Raw genomic sequence first — 21,747 nt, forward strand, 5'->3', positions numbered from 1 at the left:
GATCGCGGGAATTAGGAATGAAATGATAAGCCTGAAAAGCATAGAACTGATAAGGTGTAATTTTAAAGTCTAAAAAAAATAAAATTAAGGTGAATTTTACTCAACTGAAAAATATAATCCCTCTTCAAAAAAACAAAATGTTTGTGTTCTGTTTCGCTTTGCTTTTAAATATAAACAACGGAACAGCACAAGCCACTTTCCCTGATATCGTAAAAACAAAAGAAGGAAAACTTTCTTTTACTGCAGATGCTAAGGGAAATCAAATTCCTGATTTTTCATATGCGGGATATATGGCTTCTGAAAAAGCAATTCCGAATGTGGAAAATAAAATTTTTGTTCCGAAACAAGAAGAAGATGCAACCCAAAAAATTCAGGCAGCGATTGATTATGCGAGTAATCTTAAACCCAATAAATCAGGTTTTCGTGGTGCCGTTCTTTTAGATAAAGGTACGTTTAAAATCAGCGGGACTTTATTTATTAGAAAATCAGGAGTGGTTTTACGCGGAAGCGGAAACAATGAAAACGGAACCATCCTTTTAGGAACCGGATTAAAAAGAGAAGCTGTAATCAGAATTTTAGGAGTTGATGATAAAAAAATAGGGGATGCTTTTGAATTCAATACCACTTACACACCACTTGGAACAACAAAAATCCAATTAAAAAATACTGCTAAACTAAAGCCTTCTGACGAAATTATCATCAGCAAACCTTTAACCGATAATTGGATTAAAGAGTTAAAAATGGATGATTTTGGAGCAGAAACCGGTTGGGTTGGTTGGAAAAAAAATGATTGGAGCATCAATTGGAATAGAGTCGTAACCAATATCAATGGAAACGAAGTGACACTAAATGCGCCGTTGACCATGACTCTGGATGATGTGTACGGACCTGCAAAAGCAACAGTATATACGTGGACAGGAAGAATTGAACAAATCGGAATTGAAAATATTTTGATGAAATCAACTTATGATCAGTCAAAACCAAAAGATGAAGAACACAGATGGTTAGGAATTAGCATCGAAAACACGAAAAATGCCTGGGTGAAACAAGTGAATTTCAAGCATTTTTCTGGTGGTGCAATAGCTTTATTAAAATCGGCTCAACAAATTACGGTTGAAGATTGTATCGCAACCGAACCCGTTTCTGAAATCGGTGGTTTTAGACGACATACTTTTTATACCGAAGGTCAACAAACCTTGTTTCAACGTTGTTACTCAGAATACGGTTATCACGATTTTGCTGTAGGCGGATTTGGAACAACGGGTCCAAATGTGTTTATACAATGTGAATCGTATTTACCTTTCAATAATAGCGGAGCGATTGGCAGCTGGGCAACCGGAGTATTATTTGACGTTACTTATGTAGACGGACATGCTTTAAGTTACAACAACAGAGAACAAAACGGCAGAGGTGCAGGCTGGACGGCTGCAAATAGTGTGATCTGGGAAACTTCAGCATCTAAAATAGAATGTTACAGTCCGCCAACGGCACAAAACTGGGCTTTTGGAACCTGGGGTGGAATCATGGCTGGTGATGGGCATTGGAAAGAGGTAAACGGTCATATCAGTCCTAGAAGTTTATTCTATGCGCAGTTAGAAACTCGTTTAGGGCAACTTCCTGTTAAACCCTTTATTTATGATTTAGGTTCAGAACCTTCATCAAGTCCAGAGGTTGCAGTAGCTCAGGAATTAACTAAAAATTCAGTTGAGCGAAAAGAGAATTTATTAGAATGGATTGCTGAAGTTTCAAAAGCAAATCCAATTGATATCAATGCTTCAGGTCTTAAAAATGCGAATGATTTAAAAATCAATTCGGCACAAAATAATAGTTCAAATATTAAAGTTGTAACACAAAACAGCTGGTTGACTTATGACGGAAAAGTAATTGCCGGAAACAGATTAAGCGTGCCTTGGTGGCGAGGAAGTTTGAGAGATAGTGATATTTCGAAGTCATTGCCGGATGTTACAAGATTTGTTCCAGGAAGAACGGGAACAGGATTTACAGATAATATCAATGACGTTTCAGAGTATTTGAGCACTAATAATATGGTTGCTTTAGAACATAATTACGGATTATGGTACGAGCGCAGAATGGACGACCACGAAAGAGTTCGTCGTTTTGATGCTGATGTTTGGCCTCCGTTTTATGAGCAGCCATTTGCCAGAAGTGGACAGGATTTAGCCTGGGATCAATTAAGCAAATACGATTTAACAAAATTCAATGACTGGTATTGGGACCGTTTATCACTTTTTGCTGATGTGGCGGAAACCAAAGGGCAATTGTTAGTCAATCAACAATACTTTCAACATAATATTATCGAGGCTGGTGCGCACTGGGCGAGTTCTCCATGGCGTTCAGCAAACAATATAAACAGCACAGGCTTTCCGGAACCGCCACCTTATGCGGGTGACAAACGTATTTTCATGGCAGAACAATTTTACGATGTTAATAATCCTGCCAGAAGAAAATTGCATCAGGGATTTATTCGTAAATCATTGGAAAATTTTCAGGACAACAGCAACGTAATTCAGTTGACAAGTGCCGAATATACAGGACCGCTTCATTTTATGCAATTTTGGATTGATGAAGTTCAAAAATGGAAAGACGAAACTGGTAAAAAAGGAATTATTGGTTTAAGTGCTACAAAAGATGTTCAGGATGCTATTTTGAATGATGCCCAAAGAGCCAAAACAGTAGATGCGATTGATATTCGTTATTGGTATTACAAAGAAGACGGATCGGCGTATGCGCCACAAGGTGGTCTGAATTTAGCACCAAGACAACACGCCAGAAAATTAAAAGTCGGAAAAGAAACAGACGATCAGGTGTATCGCGCTGTTCGCGAATACCGCGAAAAATATCCTGAAAAAGTAATTTTATATTCTACGGATGGGTCATCAAGATTTGGATGGCCCGCTTTAATGGGAGGAGCTTCATTGCCTAACATTCCAAAAATAGCACTTCCGGAATTTTATTCGGCTTTAAGCCAAATGAAATTAGTTGCCGGAAATACTTTTTCAGACAGCATATGGGCACTAGAAAATAAAGGAAGCAGCTATCTTTTTTACATCAAAAATGAAAAAGAAGTTTCAATTGATCTTTCAGCTTACAAAGGAGATTTCGAAGTTTATGCAATAAACGCAGCAACTGGAACTTTCACTAAAAAAGCAAACATCAAAGGCGGAAAAAATGTTATCATTCCAGCTTCTGAGATCAAAGAAAAAGTATTGTTCATAATCAAAAAATAAATGCCCACGGATGACATAGATTCCACAAATTAAAAGAATTAAAAATTAAGAATTAAAAATTAAAATCTGCGTAATCTGCAAAATCTGCGAGAACAAAAAAACTCAAGCAGAATAAAAATTAGTGAAAATTAGTGTAATTCGTGGCAAACCCAAAAACACACAATTAAAATAAACACAAAATGAATCTGAAAATTAAATATCTATACGCCCTCGGTCTAAGCTTAGTGTTAGTTGTACAAAGCGGATATTCTCAATCTGCAGAAAAAGGCGCTTTGCCAAAAATTAAAGTTTCAAAAAATCAGCATTATTTTGTAACCGAAAATGAAAAACCATTTTTCTGGTTAGGCGATACCGGTTGGTTAACATTCGGAAAATTAGACAGAGCGGGAGTAGATAAATATTTTAAGGATAGAAAAGCAAAAGGTTTTAATGTGGTTCAGGTAATGGTTTTACACAACATTAATGCAGTAAATGTATATGGCGATGCGGCTTTAATTAAAGAAGACGTTTCTAAACCCTTAATCACAGCCGGAAATAATTTCAGCAATCCCCAAGAATACGATTATTGGGATCATGTAGATTATACGTTGGATGTTGCTCAGAAAAACGGAATCTACGTAGCAATGGTCCCAGTTTGGGGAACCAATGTTTCAAAAGGAAATAAAGTAAACAAAGAACAAGCTATAGAATATGCAACGTTTTTAGCAAACCGTTATAAAAACAAAACCAATGTAATCTGGTTAAACGGAGGAGATACGCACGGAAATGAATTTAAAGACATCTGGAATGCCATCGGAAGTACATTAAAAACCAATAATCCAGAGCAATTGGTAACATTCCACCCTTTCGGGAGAACCGATTCTTCAGATGATTACCATACTGCAACCTGGTTAGATTTCAATATGTTTCAGTCAGGTCATAGAAGATACGATCAGGATTCAGTGAAAACGAATTTCAAAGAAGACAATTACAAATTCGTCCTAAGAGATTTCGAATTAAAACCAACAAAACCTACACTTGACGGAGAACCATCTTACGAAGGAATTCCACATGGTCTGCACGATACTTTACAACCAAAATGGAAAGCAAGCGACGTACGCCGTTATGGATATTGGTCTGTTCTTTCAGGTGCTGCAGGTTATACTTACGGTCATAATGCTGTAATGCAAATGTTCAGAAAAGGCGATAAACCAGCTTACGGGAACAAAGAATTATGGACATCAGCAATTAATGCGGAAGGTGCCGGACAGATGGTTTACATTAAGAAATTAATGGAAGAAGTTCCGTTTTTAGAAGGAGTTCCAGATGTCTCTTTAGTTGTTAATCAAGGAGAAAAATACGATTATATTCCGGCAATAAGAGGAGAAAAATACGCTTTGCTATACACCTACAACGGAAGAATAATAGAAGTAAAACTAGGAAAAATTTCCGGTGATAAATTCGAAGCGACTTGGTACAATCCAAGAAATGGAAAGAAAACTAAAATTGGGACATTTGATAATAAAGGAACTCAAAATTTTCAACCAGCAGGAAAAAAAGAAGACGGTAATGACTGGGTTTTGATTTTGAGATCGAATTAACCACAAAGTATGTCATTGCGAGGAACGAAGCAACCTCACTAACAATAAGCCACAAAGTTTGATTTTGTAAATGTGGTTGCTTCGTTCCTCGCAATGACAAAAATGAGAATATAAAGCTCTCGCAGATTTTGCAGATAAAGCAGATAAAAAAATCTCCATAATCTGCTAAATCTGTGAGAGAAAAAAAACAACATAGCGATGAAAATTAAAAACATATTACTAATTCTATGCTTCATAACTGGACTTAACACCGCTTTCGCAAATGACGGCTGGTTGAATATCCTAAACGAAGGCGGAAATAACAAAGGAATAAAATGCACCGAAGCCATTCAGAATGCTATTGAAAAAGCTTCAAAAAATGGTGGCGGAACTATATTTTTCCCTGCCGGGGAATATTTAACAGGCGCTTTAAAACTAAAAAGCAACATCACGATTCATTTGGATTCGGGTGCACTTTTGAAATTTTCAGACAATTTTGATGATTATTTGCCTTATGTCGAAATGCGTTATGAAGGATTGGTGATGAAATCTTTTTCACCCTTATTTTATGCCAAAGATGCCGAAAATATTACCATCAAAGGAAGAGGCGTAATCGACGGTCAGGGAAAAGCGTGGTGGAATGAAGTATACCGAATTGAAACCGCAAAAGGCCCAATTCCCGAAACCAAATACCAAAAAATGTGGACTGAGCAAAACAAAGGAATTGTCTATGAGCCTTACTATAAAAGAACGATTGACAAACACTTTTTCCGTCCTTCTTTCTTTCAGGCTTATGGTTGTAAAAATATTTTGATTGAAGGCGTAACGTTTCAAAACTCACCTTTCTGGACGATCAATCCTGAATTTTGCGATAATGTTACAGTTACCGGAATTTCTATTTTTAATCCACATTCACCAAATACAGACGGAATCAATCCTTCATCTTGTACAAACGTTCATATTTCGAATTGCCATATCAGTGTTGGAGATGATTGCATTACAATCAAATCGGGTAGAGATGCCGACGGACGTAAATATGGAAAAGCGACTGAAAATGTAACCATCACCAATTGTACCATGTTAAGCGGTCACGGTGGGGTTGTTATCGGAAGCGAAATGTCAGGCGGAATTAAAAAAGTGACCATTTCAAATTGTGTATTTGATGGAACCGATCGTGGAATTCGTATCAAATCGGCGCGTGGTCGTGGAGGAGTGGTAGAAGATATCCGTGTCGATAATATTGTGATGAAAAACATCAAAGAAGAAGCCATTATTTTGGATTTGTTCTACGATAAAGATAATGCTGCAGAACCGGTTACAGAACGCACACCAACTTTCAGAAACATTCACATCAGCAATGTTACGGGTGGAAATGTAAACAAAGCGGGATTTGTTCGCGGAATTTCTGAAATGCCAATTCAAAATATTTCTTTCTCGAATATTAATATGGATGGGAAAGAAGGTTTTACTGTAATTACTGCAACAGATATTGAGTTCCATGATGTAAAAGTAAATGCATCAGTTGGTTCTTCTTTTAAAATATCAAATGCTAAAAATCTTATTTTAGATAATGTGGGTTCATCAACTCCAATAAAAGGAGTTCCGGTGATCAAGATTGACAATGCGTCGAATATTATGATCAATAATAATTTTCCTTTTAATGCGACAGATGTTTTCATCGAAGCTGACGGAAAAGAAACAAAAAATATCTTCCTGAAAAACAATGTATTTAATAATGTAAATACGGTTGTGAAAAAAGGAAAAGACCTGGATAAAAAAGCAATTACAGAATAGCATAATAATAGAACACTAATTTCACAGATTTACACCGATTCAATTTGTGTTAATTAGTGAAATTAGTGTTTAATTTTAAAAGCATGAAAAAAATATTTATCATAATAATCCTTTTCCTTTCTACGATAAGTTATTCGCAGAAAAAGAAAGAAATTTATCTTTTTACGTCGTTTCGGGAACCGGCGACAGAAGGTTTGTATTTAGCCTACAGCGAAGACGGCTATAACTGGAAAGGCCTTGAAGGATCGTTTTTAAAACCGGAAATCGGAGCCAGCAAAATCATGCGTGATCCTTCGATTACAAAAGGGGCTGACGGAACCTATCATTTGGTTTGGACAACAGACTGGAAAGGCGGAAACGGTTTTGGATATGCCAGTTCAAAAGATTTGATTCATTGGTCCAAACAAGAATATATTCCGGTGATGAAAAACGAACCGGAAGTGGTGAACGTTTGGGCTCCGGAAATTTTTTATGATGATGTCAAAAAAGAATACATCATTATTTGGGCATCGACAATTCCGTTTCGATTCGAAAAAGGAATTGAAGAAGAAAAGAATAATCACCGTATGTATTATGTGACTACGAAGGATTTTAAAACGTTTTCAGATACGAAATTATATTACGAGCCGGGCTTTAGCGTGATCGATTGTGTGATTGTCAAAAAAGCAAAGAAAGATTATGTGTTGGTTTTGAAAGACAACACCAGACCGATGCGAAATATAAAAGTAGCTTTCGGGAAATCGCCTTTAGGGCCATTCGGAAAAAGCTCTGAACCTTTTACATCGCATTTGTCAGAAGGACCAACTGTCGTAAAGGTCGGTAAAGAATGGCTGATTTATTATGATAATTACGGTGAGAAAAATTATAAAGCTTCAAGCACAACAGATTTTGTTCATTTTGAAGATGTATCTTCAAAAATAAGTCTTCCCGAAGGACACAAACACGGAACGATTACAACAATTTCTGGAGAAGTTTTAAAAGGATTAATTGATAAAAAATAAAAATCTCCATAATCTGCCAAATCTGCGAGAGTAAAATTTTTTTTCCCGCAGATTTAGCAGATCAGGCAGATAAAAAAGTTAGAAAAATTTCACGCAGATTTAAATTGATTTTAGCAGATTTAGCAGATTTTTATTTAAAATAAGCAGATAAAAAAAATCTGCTTTGATCAGCCAAAATCTGCGTGAAACAAAAAATAGAAACAATGATTACTTTCCAAAACATAAAAACCAACATCCTAACTACAGCCACAATTCTATTGACTTGTACAGCTGTAAATGCGCAAAACGATACTGTACGTTATGTTGGTAAAACACTTTCAAATGTCGATTATCATCACGGACAATTAAGTCCGGCGGTGGGCGTTCACGCCACGCAGATTATGCGTGCCAGCCGTGAACATCCGGAAAAAGCAGATGGTTTTGGGTGGACGTACAACCACCAACCTATGATGGCGTATTGGAACAATACTTTCTATTTACATTATTTAAGCGACCCATCGGGAGAACATATTCCGCCGGGACAGACCTTTATGATGACTTCAAAAGACGGAGTGACGTGGACAAAACCTCAGGTGCTTTTTCCGATTTACCACGTTCCTGACGGATTTAAAAAAGAAGATGTTGAAGGTGCGGCTAAAAATTTAGACGCAGTAATGCACCAACGAATGGGCTTTTATGTTTCATCAGATAACAGATTGCTTGCAGTGGGTTATTACGGAGTAGCATTAGACAAAAAAGACGATCCGAATGACGGAAAGGGAATTGGTCGTGTGGTAAGAGAAATTTACAAAGACGGAAGTTATGGTCCGGTTTATTTTGTTCGTTATAATAAAAACGGAAATCCAGTACCGACAACATTTCCATTTTATACGAAAAGCAAAGACAAGAAATTCATCAAAGCTTGCGATGAAATGATGTCAAAACCTTTATTAATGCAACAATGGGTGGAAGAGGCTGACAGAGATGACGCTTTGATTCCGTTGAAAAAACAATATAAAGCGTTCAATTATTATCATTTACCAAACGGAAACGTAGTTGGTTTATGGAAATTTGCGCTGACTTCTATCAGTAAAGACGATGGAAAAACCTGGCAATATACGCCAACAAGAGCACCGAGTTTTGTAAACAGTAATGCTAAAATCTGGGGACAAAAGACATCTGATAATCGTTATGCAACAGTTTACAATCCATCAGAATATCGCTGGCCATTGGCAATTTCAACCAGTGATGATGGATTGAATTACAAAGATTTATTATTGGTTCACGGCGAAATTACCCCAATGCGCTACGGAGGAAACTACAAATCTGCAGGTCCGCAATACGTTCGCGGAATTCCCGAAACGGACGGAACTCCGCCTGACGGAAAACTTTGGGTAAGTTATAGTGTCAATAAAGAAGATATTTGGGTAGCATCAATTCCGGTTCCGGTAACCAGCGAAGTGAAAGAAAATGTCAATGATGTTTTTAATAATTTACCAAATGGCGAAGAATTGAAATTATGGAATACGTATGATTTATCATGGGCTTCTACGAAAATAGAAAGGAAAGCCGATGGCGTAAAATGGTTGACCTTAAGAGATCAGGATTATTTTGATTACTCTCGTGCCGAACGTGTAATTCCGTTTGCACAAAAAATGGAAGCGACTTTTACCGTCAAACCGGAACAAAATAATCATGGTTTATTGCAGATTGAATTCCAAAACAAACAAGGTTTACCGGCTATTCGTTTGGAGTTTGATTCTGATGGAGAATTAAAAGCGAAAAATGGTGCCCGTTTTGGTGGACTTACAAAATACGAAGCAGGAAAAGAATATACGATTACAGTTAAATTAGATGTTACTTCCCGTTCGTATACGGTAAAAGTAAATGATGGAAAAGAAACCAACAAAATATTCTACGCTCCGGTTGATGGTATTTCGCGCATCATGTTCCGTACCGGCAATCAGCGTTACACACCAAATGCCGATACAGAGCCAGACACACCAGATTTTACTGATTTACCTGATACGGGAAAATTAATCCCGGAAGCAGTATTTAATATTAAATCATTGGTTACTAGAAAAATATAAAGAATCACCACAAATTACGCAAATTGCACAAATTTTTTAGCTGAAATAAAAAGAATAATTTGTGTGAATTTGTGCAATTTGTGGTAAAAAATATATAGCGTGAAGTTTTTTAAAAACATATTATTCCTCTTTTGTCTCTTAATAACTTTCATTTCAAATGGACAAATTGCTGCTGAGTATTTGACTTGTGAAATGACAGAAAATCCATTGGCTGTTATTCAAAACCAACCAAGATTAAGCTGGCAATTGGTTTCAAAAGAATCAAATGCATCACAAATAGGGTATCAGATTTTGGTGGCTTCATCTGAAGAAAAACTAAAAAATGACGAAGCTAATATCTGGAACAGCGGAAGAGTAAATTCCAGTAAAAATCTGCACATTCCTTATAGCGGAAGTACTTTAAAACCCGAAACCAAATATTTCTGGAAAGTTAAAGTATGGAATCAAAAAGGCAAAATTTCTAAATGGAGTAAAACTGCTTCTTTCAGAATTGCTCCAAACGAATCCGACTTAAATCCAATTTGGATTGGAGCGATTACAAAAGCCGATAGTCATTTACCGGAAGGCCGAAATTTTCACTCCGCAACTTACAAAAGAGAGAAAAAAGATGCGATAATCAATGCTTCAGATTCTTTATCCCGCAGAAGTATTATGCTTCGAAAATCATTTAATGTTGCCAAAGAAATTAAGGAAGCCGTAGTTTATATTTCCGGTTTAGGCCATTATGAATTGACATTTAACGGAAAGAAAATCGGCAATAGTGAATTTGCACCTTTATGGACAGATTACGATAAAACCGTAAATTATAACACTTACGAATTATCGGCTGAAGAATTGGAAAAAGGCGAAAATGTAATTGGTGTGCTGCTAGGAAATGGAATGTACAATACGCTTGCCGAACGATATACCAAGTTTTTTGTGAGTTTTGGTCCTCCTACTTTATTCTTCAAAATGAAAGTGGTTTACAAAGACGGTTCAGAGGAAATCATCAAATCAGATCAAAGCTGGAAATACAGTAAAAGTCCAATTACGTACAACAGTATTTTTGGAGGTGAAGATTACAACGCCAACTTAGAGCAAAAAGGCTGGAATTCTAAAGGATTTAATGATTCGAACTGGAAACCAGTTGTCGTTCAGGAAGCACCCAAAGGAGTTTTAAGAGCACAGACTGCACCGCCAATTACGATTCAGAAACGATATGAAATAAAAGAAGTAAAAGAGTTGAAACCCAACTTTTATGTTTTTAATATGGGACAGAATCTTTCGGGATTTCCAACCATAAAAGTAAAAGGAAAAAAAGGTCAAACCATTCGTGTTTGGGTTGGTGAAGGATTAAATGATGACGGAACTATTGGTCAGGGAAGATCTGGAAAACCTTATTATTACGACTATACTTTAAAAGGAGATGGCATTGAAGAATGGCAGCCAAAATTCAGTTATTACGGTTTTCAATATGTTCAGATTGAAAATATCAATTATGAGAAAAGCGAAGATAAAAACCTGCCAACGTTGGTCGATTTAAAATCAAATTTCATTTACAATTCGGCTGGAGAAGCTGGAACTTTTGAATCTTCGAATGTGATTTTCAATAAAGCACATGAACTGATTAATAACTCAATAAAAAGTAATTTCCAGAGTGTTTTCACCGATTGTCCGCAACGCGAAAAACTGGGTTGGTTAGAAGAAATTCACTTAAACGGTCCAGGATTAATGTTCAATTATAATCTCGAAAGTTATATTCCGGCCACAATGCAAAACATCTCTGATGCACAAAGAGAGGATGGTTTAATTCCGACCATAGTTCCTGAATATGTAGTTTTTGGTGGCGATTTTACCGATTCTCCGGAATGGGGTGTAACTGGCGTAATTCTGCCATGGATGTATTATGAATATTACGGCGATGCTTCTTTATTAGAGAAATATTATCCGGTAATGAAAAAGTACGTGGATTATTTAGGAACAAAAGCGAAGGATCATATTGTATCGCACGGTTTGGGCGATTGGTACGATTACGGAACGCACGCCGCAGGATATTCTAAAAACAGTCCGATTGCACTTTCAGCGACAAGTCATTATTTTTATGGAGCGAGTTTGGTGGCGAAAGCGGCTAAGTTTTTGAATAAAACAGAAGATATTCAGAAATATGAAACGCTAACGTCTGATATAAAAACAGCTTTTAACGCGGCATTCTTCAATCCTGAAACAAAACAATATGGTACAAACAGTCAGTTTAGTAATGCAGTTCCGGTTTATATGGATATTGTAGAACCGCAATATAAAGCGGCTGTAATGCAAAATTTACTGGCAGATATAAAGGCAAAAGGCGACAGATTAACGACAGGTGATGTTGGAAATCGTTATTTATTTCAGGCCTTGGCGCAAAATGGCGAAAACGAAATGATGTATAAAATGAACAATCATTATGATGCGCCGGGTTATGGTTTTCAGATTAAATTTGGATTGACCACTTTAACCGAACAATGGGATCCGCGAAAAGGAAATTCATGGAATCACTTTATGATGGGACAAATTGAAGAATGGTTTTACCAAAGTTTGGCAGGAATTGTTCCCGATGATAAAAAACCGGGTTTCAAACATTTCTTTATTCAGCCGGAAATTGTGGGCGATATGACTTTTGTAAAAGCAACTTACAAATCGATTTATGGAAATATTGCTTCGGCATGGGAAAAGAAAGACGGAAAGTTGATATTGAAAGTGGAGATTCCGGTGAATACTTCAGCAACAATAAAATTACCTGTTCCGAAAAATACCGAAATAAAAATCAACGGAAAAGTAGCTAAAAATTTAGAATTAGGATCAGGGAAGTATACAATTGAATGTACGTTGTAAGATGTGAAATGTAAGATGTGATTTGTCAAGATGTTGATAGTTAATCATCCTTGATATTGTAAAACGATAAAAATAAAATTGAATAGCCTCCAGCTTTAGCTGGAGTTCAAAATATGCAAATCAAAAGGCTTTAGCCAAATTAATAAGTTAGGCTAAAGCCATTTAGAAAACAATTTATTCTCCTCCAGCTAAAGCAGGAGGCAATTCAAAAAAGTTTGATATATAAATGAAAAATTTAAAGAACATAAAACTCGCAATATTTGCTTCAATCTTTGCATTGACAATTTCAAATGCGCAGATAACTTCTGATGAAAATTTTAGAAAACCGGTTTCAGAAACCCTGAAAAAAATTGAAACTGTTTTTCATGTTACCATTAATGACGACCGGGGTTTATTAAAAGGAAAAGAATTGGACTATGCTGATTGGAGAATCGAACCGGGCAATCTGGCGATCTCTTTAACGAACATTTTAGCGCCTTTTGAGTTGATGTATTTCAAACAACCGGACGGAACTTATATCATCAGAAAATATGAGAATCATAAAGTTTCAGTTGATAAAGGAAGAGAGCGTTTGGATTATTTGACGACTTTATATTCGAATGTATCACAATGGGAAGCGCGTAAAAAAGAAATAAAAGCCTGTATGATTACGTCGTTTGGATTGGACAAAGCGCCACCAATGCCAAAATCAAAACCAACTTTAACGCCAAAAAGAATCTACAAAGATTACAGTGTCGAAAATATCGGATTGGAAATTTTGCCAGGCGTTTATGCAACAGGTTCTATTTACAAACCATATCCTTTAAATAAAAAAGTACCGGTTATTTTAACTCCTGACGGACATTTTGGAGACGGAAGATATAGAAAAGACGAACAATACCGTTGTGCTATTATGGCCAAAATGGGAGCGATTGTAGTGAGTTATGATTTGTTTGCCTGGGGAGAATCATTATTGCAATTCCCGGAACAAACACACAGAAATAGTATTGCATCAACAGTTCAGGTTTTAACCGGAATCCGTTTACTGGATTATTTATCGACTCAAAAAAATGTTGATATGACGCGTGTTGGCATAACCGGAGGTTCAGGTGGAGGATCTCACACGATGTTTTTAGCCGCTTTAGATGATAGAATTACAGTTTCTGCTCCGGTGGTAATGGTTTCTTCTCATTTTTCAGGAGGTTGTCCGTGTGAAAGTGGTCGCGGAATTCACCTGTGTGGAAACGGCACCAATAATGCTGAAATCTCAGCGATGATGGCACCAAAACCACAACTAATTGTTTCAGATGGAAAAGACTGGACATTGGCGGTTCCTGAATTGGAATTTCCTTTTATCCAAAGAACATATGAATTGTATGGTAAAAAAGATTTAGTAGAAAATGCTCATTTTCCTAAAGAAGGACACGATTTTGGAGTTTCAAAACGTATGGCATTGTATCCGTTTATGGCAAAATATTTAGGTTTGGATTTGAATAAAGTCAAAAACGCAAAAGGCGAAATTGACGAATCTACTTGTGTAATTGAACCTTATGATAAATTATATGTCTTTGGAAATAAAGCAGAAAATTTACCTAAAAATGCGCTGAAAGATATCGACAAATTATACGAAATGTTTGGCGAGAAGAACAACAAAATTTACGAGGTTAAGAAGTAAGATAGAAGAAACAAGAAACAAGAAGCAAGAAAGGGTTGCCACGAATTTCGCGAATTTTCACGAATGTAATGGCTGTAATTTATTTTTTTTGCCACAGATGAATGGATTTTGATTGATTAAAATCTGCGTAGAAAGATTACTCTCGCAGATTTAGCAGATAAAAAAATATTCTAATCATTTAATCACTGGCAAAAAAATTAGAGAAATTGAAATAAAAATTAAAAAAAAATTAGTGCCAATTCGTGAAATTCGTGGCGAAAAAAAATATTTATATGAACCTAAGAAATAAAATAATAGAGATTTGTGTTGGAATTGTTTCGTTTGCTGCAACGGCGCAAAGTAACAGCGACCTGAAATTATGGTACGATAAACCGGCTGCCATCTGGAATGAAGCACTTCCTTTGGGAAATGGCCGTTTGGGGGCAATGGTTTTTGGAGATCCGGCGGTGGAGCGTTTGCAATTGAATGAAGAAACTATTTGGGCAGGTTCACCAAATAGTAACGCGCACAACAAATCCATAAAAGCTTTGCCGATTGTTCGTCAGTTGATTTTTGATGGAAAATTTGATGAAGCACAGGAATTGGCGACTCAGGATATTATGTCGCAAACCAATGACGGAATGCCATATCAAACTTTTGGGAGTGTTTACATTTCGTTTCCGGGACATCAAAAGTATACCAATTATTACAGAGATTTAGATATTTCAAATGCTACTGCCAAAGTAAAGTATACCGTAAATGGAGTAGAATTTACCAGAGAAATTTTGACTGCTTTTTCAGATCAGGTCATTGCGGTGAAATTATCGGCAAGTCAGCCGGGACAAATTACTTGTAACGTTTTCATGAACAGTCCGATTGATAAAACCGTTTCCGCTTCAGATGGAGATCAAATTTTGCTTTCGGGAATCGGAACTAATTTTGAAAATGTAAAAGGGAAAGTTAAATTTCAGGGAAGATTAGCGGCTAAAAATAAAGGTGGAGAAGTTTCGTCAAGCAACGGAATCCTCAGCATCAACAAAGCCGATGAGGTGACGCTTTATATTTCGATCGCGACGAATTTCAAAAATTATCAGGATATTTCAGAAGACGAAGTAGCGAAGAGCAAAGGCTATTTGGCGAAAGCCGAAACCAAAGATTTTGAAAGCATCAAAAAAGATCATATTGCCTATTATCAAAAATTCTTCAACAGGGTTTCTTTTGATTTAGGTACAAACGAAGCGGCTAAGAAACCAACAAACGAAAGAATCAGGGATTTTTCAAAACAATTCGATCCGCAATTGGCGAGTTTGTATTTTCAATTTGGACGTTATCTTTTAATTTCAAGTTCTCAACCTGGCGGGCAACCTGCCAATTTACAGGGAATTTGGAATGATATGGTGACACCGCCATGGGACAGTAAATACACCACAAACATTAACGCCGAAATGAATTATTGGCCGGCTCAGGTTACAAATCTTCAGGAAATGCACGAGCCTTTTGTTCAAATGGCAAAAGAATTAAGTGTTACGGGAGCGGAAACAGCAAAAAAAATGTACAATGCAAACGGTTGGGTTTTGCATCATAACACAGATATTTGGCGCGTGACAGCTCCGGTAGATCAGGCGGCATCTGGAATGTGGCCAACTGGGGGCGCGTGGGTTTCGCAGGATTTATGGGAAAGATATTTGTATACAGGAGATAAAAAATACCTGGCAGAAATTTATCCGATAATGAAAGGAGCAGCAGATTTCTTCCTTGATTTTATGGTTATCGATCCGAATACAAAATATTTGGTAGTGGTTCCTTCAAGTTCGCCTGAGAATACGCATGCAGGCGGAACGGGAAAAGCGACAATTGCATCTGGAACAACAATGGATAATCAGTTGGTTTTTGATTTGTTTACGCATGTTATCGAAGCATCAAAATTGGTTTCCCCAGATGCTGCCTATGTGAAAAAAGTAAGCGAGGCTTTGGCAAAAATGCCTCCAATGAAAGTGGGAAAACACAGTCAGTTGCAGGAATGGCAGGACGATTGGGATAATCCGAAAGACAATCACCGACATGTTTCACATTTGTACGGTTTGTATCCGAGTAATCAGATTTCGCCAAGCAAAACACCAGAATTGTTTGAAGCAGCTAAACAATCGTTGATTTACAGAACAGACGAATCGACTGGCTGGTCAATGGGCTGGAAGGTGAATTTATGGGCGAGATTATTAGATGGAAATCACGCTTATAAATTGATTCAGGATCAATTGCATTTGGTTACGGCAGACCAAAGAAAAGGGGGCGGAACCTATCCAAATATGTTAGATGCGCATCAGCCCTTTCAAATTGATGGTAACTTTGGATGCACGGCCGGTTTTGCCGAAATGCTTATGCAAAGTCAGGAAGATGCGATTCATTTATTGCCTGCATTGCCAACGGTTTGGAAAGACGGAAATATAAAAGGTTTGGTGACTAGAGGTGGTTTTGTGATTGATATGACTTGGGAAAATAATAAAGTTTCTATATTGAAAGTCTATTCAAAAATAGGAGGTAATTGCAGACTGCGTTTAGAAAATGTACTTACTACTGAACATTTTACCTATGTTGCAAGTGATGGAAGGCAGGCTTCAAGTCCACAGTTGTTGGGGAGAGTAGGTTACGATGTATATAAGTCCCGACCTGAAAAAGGAATAAATATTAAAAAAGCAAAAGGAAAAAATCCGAACCCTTTGTTTTATGATGTTGAAGTGAAGAAACCAATTATTTCTAAAGAAGCAAAATTATCTAAAGTTCAACTGCCGAAGTACAATGAATACGATGTTCAGATGAAAGCGGGGCAGACTTTTACTTTTTATGGGAATTAGAAACGTTTCCTGCAAGGTTTTCAAAACCTTGTAGATATCTCTATAGATAAAGAATGTCTGAATTGCCTCCTGCTTTAGCTGGAGGAATAAAATTTAGATAAAAGTTTTTGGCTTTAGCCGAACTATGCATTTGGCTAAAGCCATTTAAGATCATTTATTTTGACCTTCAGCTAAAGCAGGAGGCAATTCAAAAACAGGGTAGAAAAATAAAATTTGAATAATAATGCTGAATATGTTACACCATTTCAAATACAAAATGATAGCTTTCCTAATCCTGATTACAACTTTAAATAGTTGTAAATCCGGTACGGGCCATTCAAAAAGCACAGCTGCAATTCTAAAACAAGAAAACTTCAAACATTATGTTGATTATTTCAACACGATGGAAGACGAAAATTTAAAATTTGCCATTCCGAATGATTCTGCGTGGACATGGATGGAAAAAAATATTCCGTTGTTTGAATGTCCGCAGCAAAATTTTGAGGAAATCTATTATTTCCGTTGGTGGAGTGCGAGAAAACATATTAAAAAAACGCCTCAGGGATATGCGATTACAGAATTTTTGGTAGATCGTTCGTATGCCGATAAATACAATATGATCAGTTGTGCTTTGGGACATCATATAAATGAATTCAGATGGGTTCATGATCCTCAATATATTGAGCAGGATGTTCAGTTATGGTTCAGAGGAAATGACGGTAAACCGATGAAAAAGCTTCGTACTTTTAGCAGTTGGACGGCGGATGCTTTGTATAATAGATATTTGGTAAATAAAGATGACAAGTTTTTATTAGATATGTTTCCAGATTTAACAGCTGAATATGCCGCCTGGGAAGGCGACCGAAAACGCAAAGATGGTTTGTTTTGGCAGTTTGATGTCAAAGACGGAATGGAAGAATCGTTAAGTGGAGCAAGAAAATTCAGAAATGCGCGCCCAACGATCAACAGTTATATGTTTGGAAATGCAACGGCTTTGGCTAAAATAGCAAAGTTGAAAGGTGACGCTAAACAAGAAAATTATTTCGAAGCGAAAGCCGATACACTTCAGAAATTAGTAGAAACAAAACTTTGGAATGCTAAAAGCGAATTCTTTGAAACATTTACAGAAAAAGATACTTTGGCGCAAGTTAGAGAAGCAATCGGATTTATTCCGTGGTATTTCAATTTGCCACAAAAAGACAAAGGTTTCGAAAAAGCCTGGGAACAAATTAAGGACGAAAAAGGATTTTCAGCACCTTTTGGATTAACAACGGCAGAAAGAAGAAGTCCGCGTTTTAGAACTCACGGAACAGGAACCTGTGAATGGGATGGTGCCATTTGGCCTTTTGCGAGTTCACAAACGCTGACTGCTTTGGCCAATGTTTTGAATAATTATGATCAGAATTTTGTTGGTAAACCGGACTATTTCAAGCAGATGAATTTATATGTTGAATCGCAATATTTCCACGGAAGACCTTATTTAGGAGAATATTTAGATGAAACTACCGGATACTGGTTAATGGGCGAAAGAGAACGCAGCCGTTATTATAACCACTCCACTTTTAATGATTTGGTGATTACAGGTTTGGTTGGTTTACGCCCGAGAGCAGATGAAAAAATAGAAGTGAACCCGTTGATTCCACAAGAAAAATGGGATTGGTTTTGCTTAGATAATGTTTTGTATCACGGAAATATTATCACGATTCTTTGGGATAAAACCGGAGAAAAATATCATAAAGGAAAAGGATTTAGAATTTTCAAAAACGGTAAGGAAATTGCGGTTTCTGAGAAATTGGAGAGATTGGTTTCGGAATAGAGTTTTGAATGCTTCAGAGAAGCATAATATTTATAGCAAATAACACACCTGAATGATTAAAAGCTCCAGCGGAGCGACACATATTGGGAATTATTTCGCCCCGCGGGAGCTTAATGAACTTACTATTATAAAATCTATAAATATATCGTCCCTCTGGGACTGTAAATAGGTTAAAACAAAAATTATGAAAAAGTTTTTTTTACATATTACATGCATCATCATAACATTGATTTCCTTTTCGGCGAAAGCCCAAAACAAAATTAGCGTTACAAATTTGCAATGCGAAATGCTGAACAATCCGGAAGGAATCGATGTTTTGCAGCCAAGATTAAGCTGGCAAATTAATGCAGAGGTGAACGATGTAAAACAAACAGCGTATCAGATTTTAGTGGCTTCAACTTTGGAAAAATTAAATGCTAATAATGCCGATTTATGGGATAGCGGAAAAGTGGAAAGCAATGAAGCTGTTAATATTGTTTACAAAGGAAAAAAACTGGAAAACAGACAAGACGTTTTTTGGAAAGTTTCAGTTTGGACGAATAAAGGAGAAATAAAATCAAATGAAAATGCACATTTCAGCATCGGAATTTTAACCTATGCCGACTGGAAATCGACCCGTTGGATTGGATATGAAAAATTGTCGAAGGATGACAGTGTTTCTCAGTATGCAAGATTATCTGCCCGTTATTTAAGGAAAGAAATAAACCTTAAAAAACAGGTTAAAAATGCCAAGGTTTATATCATTGGAATGGGCTTGTATGAGCTGTACATTAACGGAAATAAAATTGGCGATCAGGTTTTGGCTCCCGTTCCTACGGATTATACAAAAAATGTAAAATACAATGTTTTTGATGTGACTTCGCAATTGAAAGAAGGTAAAAATATGTTAGGAACCATTTTAGGGAACGGACGTTTTTTTGCCATGCGACAAGATTATAAACCGTATAAAATAAAATCATTTGGATTGCCAAAAATGGCGCTGCAGTTGTTTGTTGAATATACCGATGGAACGCAGGATATAATCAGAACAGATGATACCTGGAAAGTAACGACTGACGGACCAATTTTGTCCAACAACGAATATGATGGTGAAGAATATGATGCCCGTAAGGAAATGAAAGGGTGGAATACGACCAACTTTGATGATAAAAACTGGGCAAAAGCCAGATACGTGCAGGAACCGGGTGGTTTTTATGAAGGGCAAATGACGCCGAACATGAAAATAATGGGCGAAGTAAAGCCTATTTCTATAAAAGCTACAGCAAAAGGGACTTATATTTTAGACATGGGTCAGAATATGGTAGGCTGGCTGCAATTGAGAGTGAAAGGAAAGAGCGGTGATCAAATTACAATGAAATTTGCAGAATCTTTACAAGCTGATGGCTCTTTATATATTGCCAATTTGCGCGATGCAAAAACTACCGATGTTTATACTTTAAAAGGCGAAGGTGAAGAAGTTTGGGAACCCCGATTTATATATCATGGATTCCGTTTTGTTGAAGTTTCCGGATTTCCAACAAAACCAACTGTAGATAATTTTGTTGGAAAGGTAGTTTACGATGACATCAAAACAACTGGAACTTTTGAATCTTCGGATGCCATAATGAATCAGATTTTTAAAAATGCCTATTGGGGCATCAGGGGAAATTACAAAGGAATGCCAATTGATTGTCCACAACGAAACGAACGTCAGCCTTGGTTGGGAGACAGAACAACCGGAGCTTATGGCGAAAGTTTTCTATTCGATAATCAGACTTTATATGCGAAGTGGTTGGATGATATAAAAAATGCACAAACTCAGGACGGAGGATTACCAGATGTAGCGCCGGCATTCTGGCGTTATTATGGTGACAACGTGACCTGGCCAGGGACTTATATTACGGTTGCAGATATGTTATACCAACAATTTGCTGATAAGGAAGTGATTAAAAAACAATATCCATACATGAAAAAATGGATGTTGTATATGGAAGAAAATTATCTGGTAAACGATTTGATGGATAAGGATAAATATGGCGACTGGTGTGTGCCGCCTGAATCGTTAGAATTGATTCGTTCAAAAGATCCGGCTCGTTTAACGGATGGTGGATTAATATCAAGCGCGTTTTATTATCAGTTATTGGGTATCATGAAAAAGTTTGCCAAAATCGCAAACGCAGATGCTGATATCGAACGTTACAATGATTTATCAGAAAGAATAAGTAAAGCATTCAATGCAAAATATTTAAATGCAGCAACGAATACGTATGCCAATAATACAGTTACGGCAAACGTATTGCCTTTGGCTTTCGGACTTGTTCCTGAAAATATAAAAGAGAAGGTTTTTCAAAATATGGTTCACGAAGTTGAGGTAACGAAAAACGGTCATATTAGTACAGGCGTAATCGGAACTCAATTTTTGATGCGAACGCTGACCAATTTTGGAAGAGGAGATTTGGCTTTCAAATTAGCATCTAATAAAACATACCCAAGTTGGGGATTTATGGTAGAAAATGGTGCGACAACCATTTGGGAATTATGGAATGGAAATACTGCAGATCCTAGTATGAATTCTCAAAATCATGTTATGTTATTGGGCGATTTATTGATTTGGTATTATGAAAATATGGCTGGAATCAAAAGTAATCCTGAAACGCCGGGTTTCAAACAAATTATTATGAAACCTGATTTTGAGGCAGGATTGACTTATGTAAACGCTTCTTACGAATCCATTCACGGACTGATAAAAAGCAACTGGAAGAAAAGCAAAAACAGTATGCAATGGAATATCACTATTCCGGTGAACACATCGGCTTTGGTTTATTTGCCAACAACGAATGCTTCAGATGTTACTTTAAATGGCAAAAAGATAACTACTGGAACTTTTAAAACCGAGGGGGCTAAACTTGTTTTAGCTTTACCTTCAGGTACTTACAATGTGAGTGTAAAGCTTTAATTTTAGTATTT

General features: G+C 36.8%; 10 protein-coding genes. All 10 read left to right on the forward strand.

What is annotated here, in order from left to right; translation table 11 throughout:
* Nucleotides 1–137: 137 nt before the first annotated feature.
* The 10 genes from AC6CH4_RS07290 to AC6CH4_RS07335 all read left to right on the forward strand — a co-directional run bounded on the left by AC6CH4_RS07290 (nucleotide 138) and on the right by AC6CH4_RS07335 (nucleotide 21,736).
* Nucleotides 138–3,248, forward strand: a complete 3,111-nt coding sequence (locus AC6CH4_RS07290) for a DUF6298 domain-containing protein (RefSeq protein WP_498101598.1) — start codon at nucleotides 138–140, stop codon at nucleotides 3,246–3,248.
* Between the two features lie 179 nt (nucleotides 3,249–3,427).
* On the forward strand, nucleotides 3,428–4,828 hold the full coding sequence (locus tag AC6CH4_RS07295) for a glycoside hydrolase family 140 protein (protein ID WP_498101600.1): 1,401 nt from the start codon (nucleotides 3,428–3,430) through the stop codon (nucleotides 4,826–4,828).
* Nucleotides 4,829–5,026: 198 nt separating this feature from the next.
* Complete coding sequence (locus AC6CH4_RS07300) at nucleotides 5,027–6,601, forward strand: glycoside hydrolase family 28 protein (RefSeq protein WP_498101602.1); 1,575 nt, start codon at nucleotides 5,027–5,029, stop codon at nucleotides 6,599–6,601.
* An 83-nt stretch (nucleotides 6,602–6,684) separates the two neighbouring features.
* Nucleotides 6,685–7,602, forward strand: coding sequence for a glycoside hydrolase family 43 protein (locus tag AC6CH4_RS07305; protein ID WP_498101604.1), 918 nt, complete (start codon nucleotides 6,685–6,687; stop codon nucleotides 7,600–7,602).
* A 203-nt stretch (nucleotides 7,603–7,805) separates the two neighbouring features.
* Nucleotides 7,806–9,671, forward strand: a complete 1,866-nt coding sequence (locus AC6CH4_RS07310; protein ID WP_498101606.1) for a six-hairpin glycosidase — start codon at nucleotides 7,806–7,808, stop codon at nucleotides 9,669–9,671.
* Between the two features lie 99 nt (nucleotides 9,672–9,770).
* Nucleotides 9,771–12,521, forward strand: coding sequence for a glycoside hydrolase family 78 protein (locus AC6CH4_RS07315; protein WP_498101608.1), 2,751 nt, complete (start codon nucleotides 9,771–9,773; stop codon nucleotides 12,519–12,521).
* A 226-nt stretch (nucleotides 12,522–12,747) separates the two neighbouring features.
* Nucleotides 12,748–14,175 carry an alpha/beta hydrolase family protein gene (locus tag AC6CH4_RS07320; RefSeq protein WP_498101610.1) on the forward strand — a complete coding sequence of 476 codons (1,428 nt, stop codon included), beginning with the start codon at nucleotides 12,748–12,750 and terminating at the stop codon, nucleotides 14,173–14,175.
* 272 nt (nucleotides 14,176–14,447) lie between these two features.
* Complete coding sequence (locus tag AC6CH4_RS07325; protein ID WP_498101612.1) at nucleotides 14,448–17,006, forward strand: glycoside hydrolase family 95 protein; 2,559 nt, start codon at nucleotides 14,448–14,450, stop codon at nucleotides 17,004–17,006.
* A gap of 256 nt (nucleotides 17,007–17,262) precedes the next feature.
* Entirely contained in the window at nucleotides 17,263–18,801 is a 1,539-nt protein-coding gene (locus AC6CH4_RS07330; RefSeq protein ID WP_498101614.1) for an MGH1-like glycoside hydrolase domain-containing protein, read from the forward strand.
* Nucleotides 18,802–18,985: 184 nt separating this feature from the next.
* On the forward strand, nucleotides 18,986–21,736 hold the full coding sequence (locus AC6CH4_RS07335; protein ID WP_498101616.1) for a glycoside hydrolase family 78 protein: 2,751 nt from the start codon (nucleotides 18,986–18,988) through the stop codon (nucleotides 21,734–21,736).
* The last annotated feature ends 11 nt before the right edge of the window (nucleotides 21,737–21,747 follow it).

Source organism: Flavobacterium sp. GQ95, assembly GCF_059758655.1.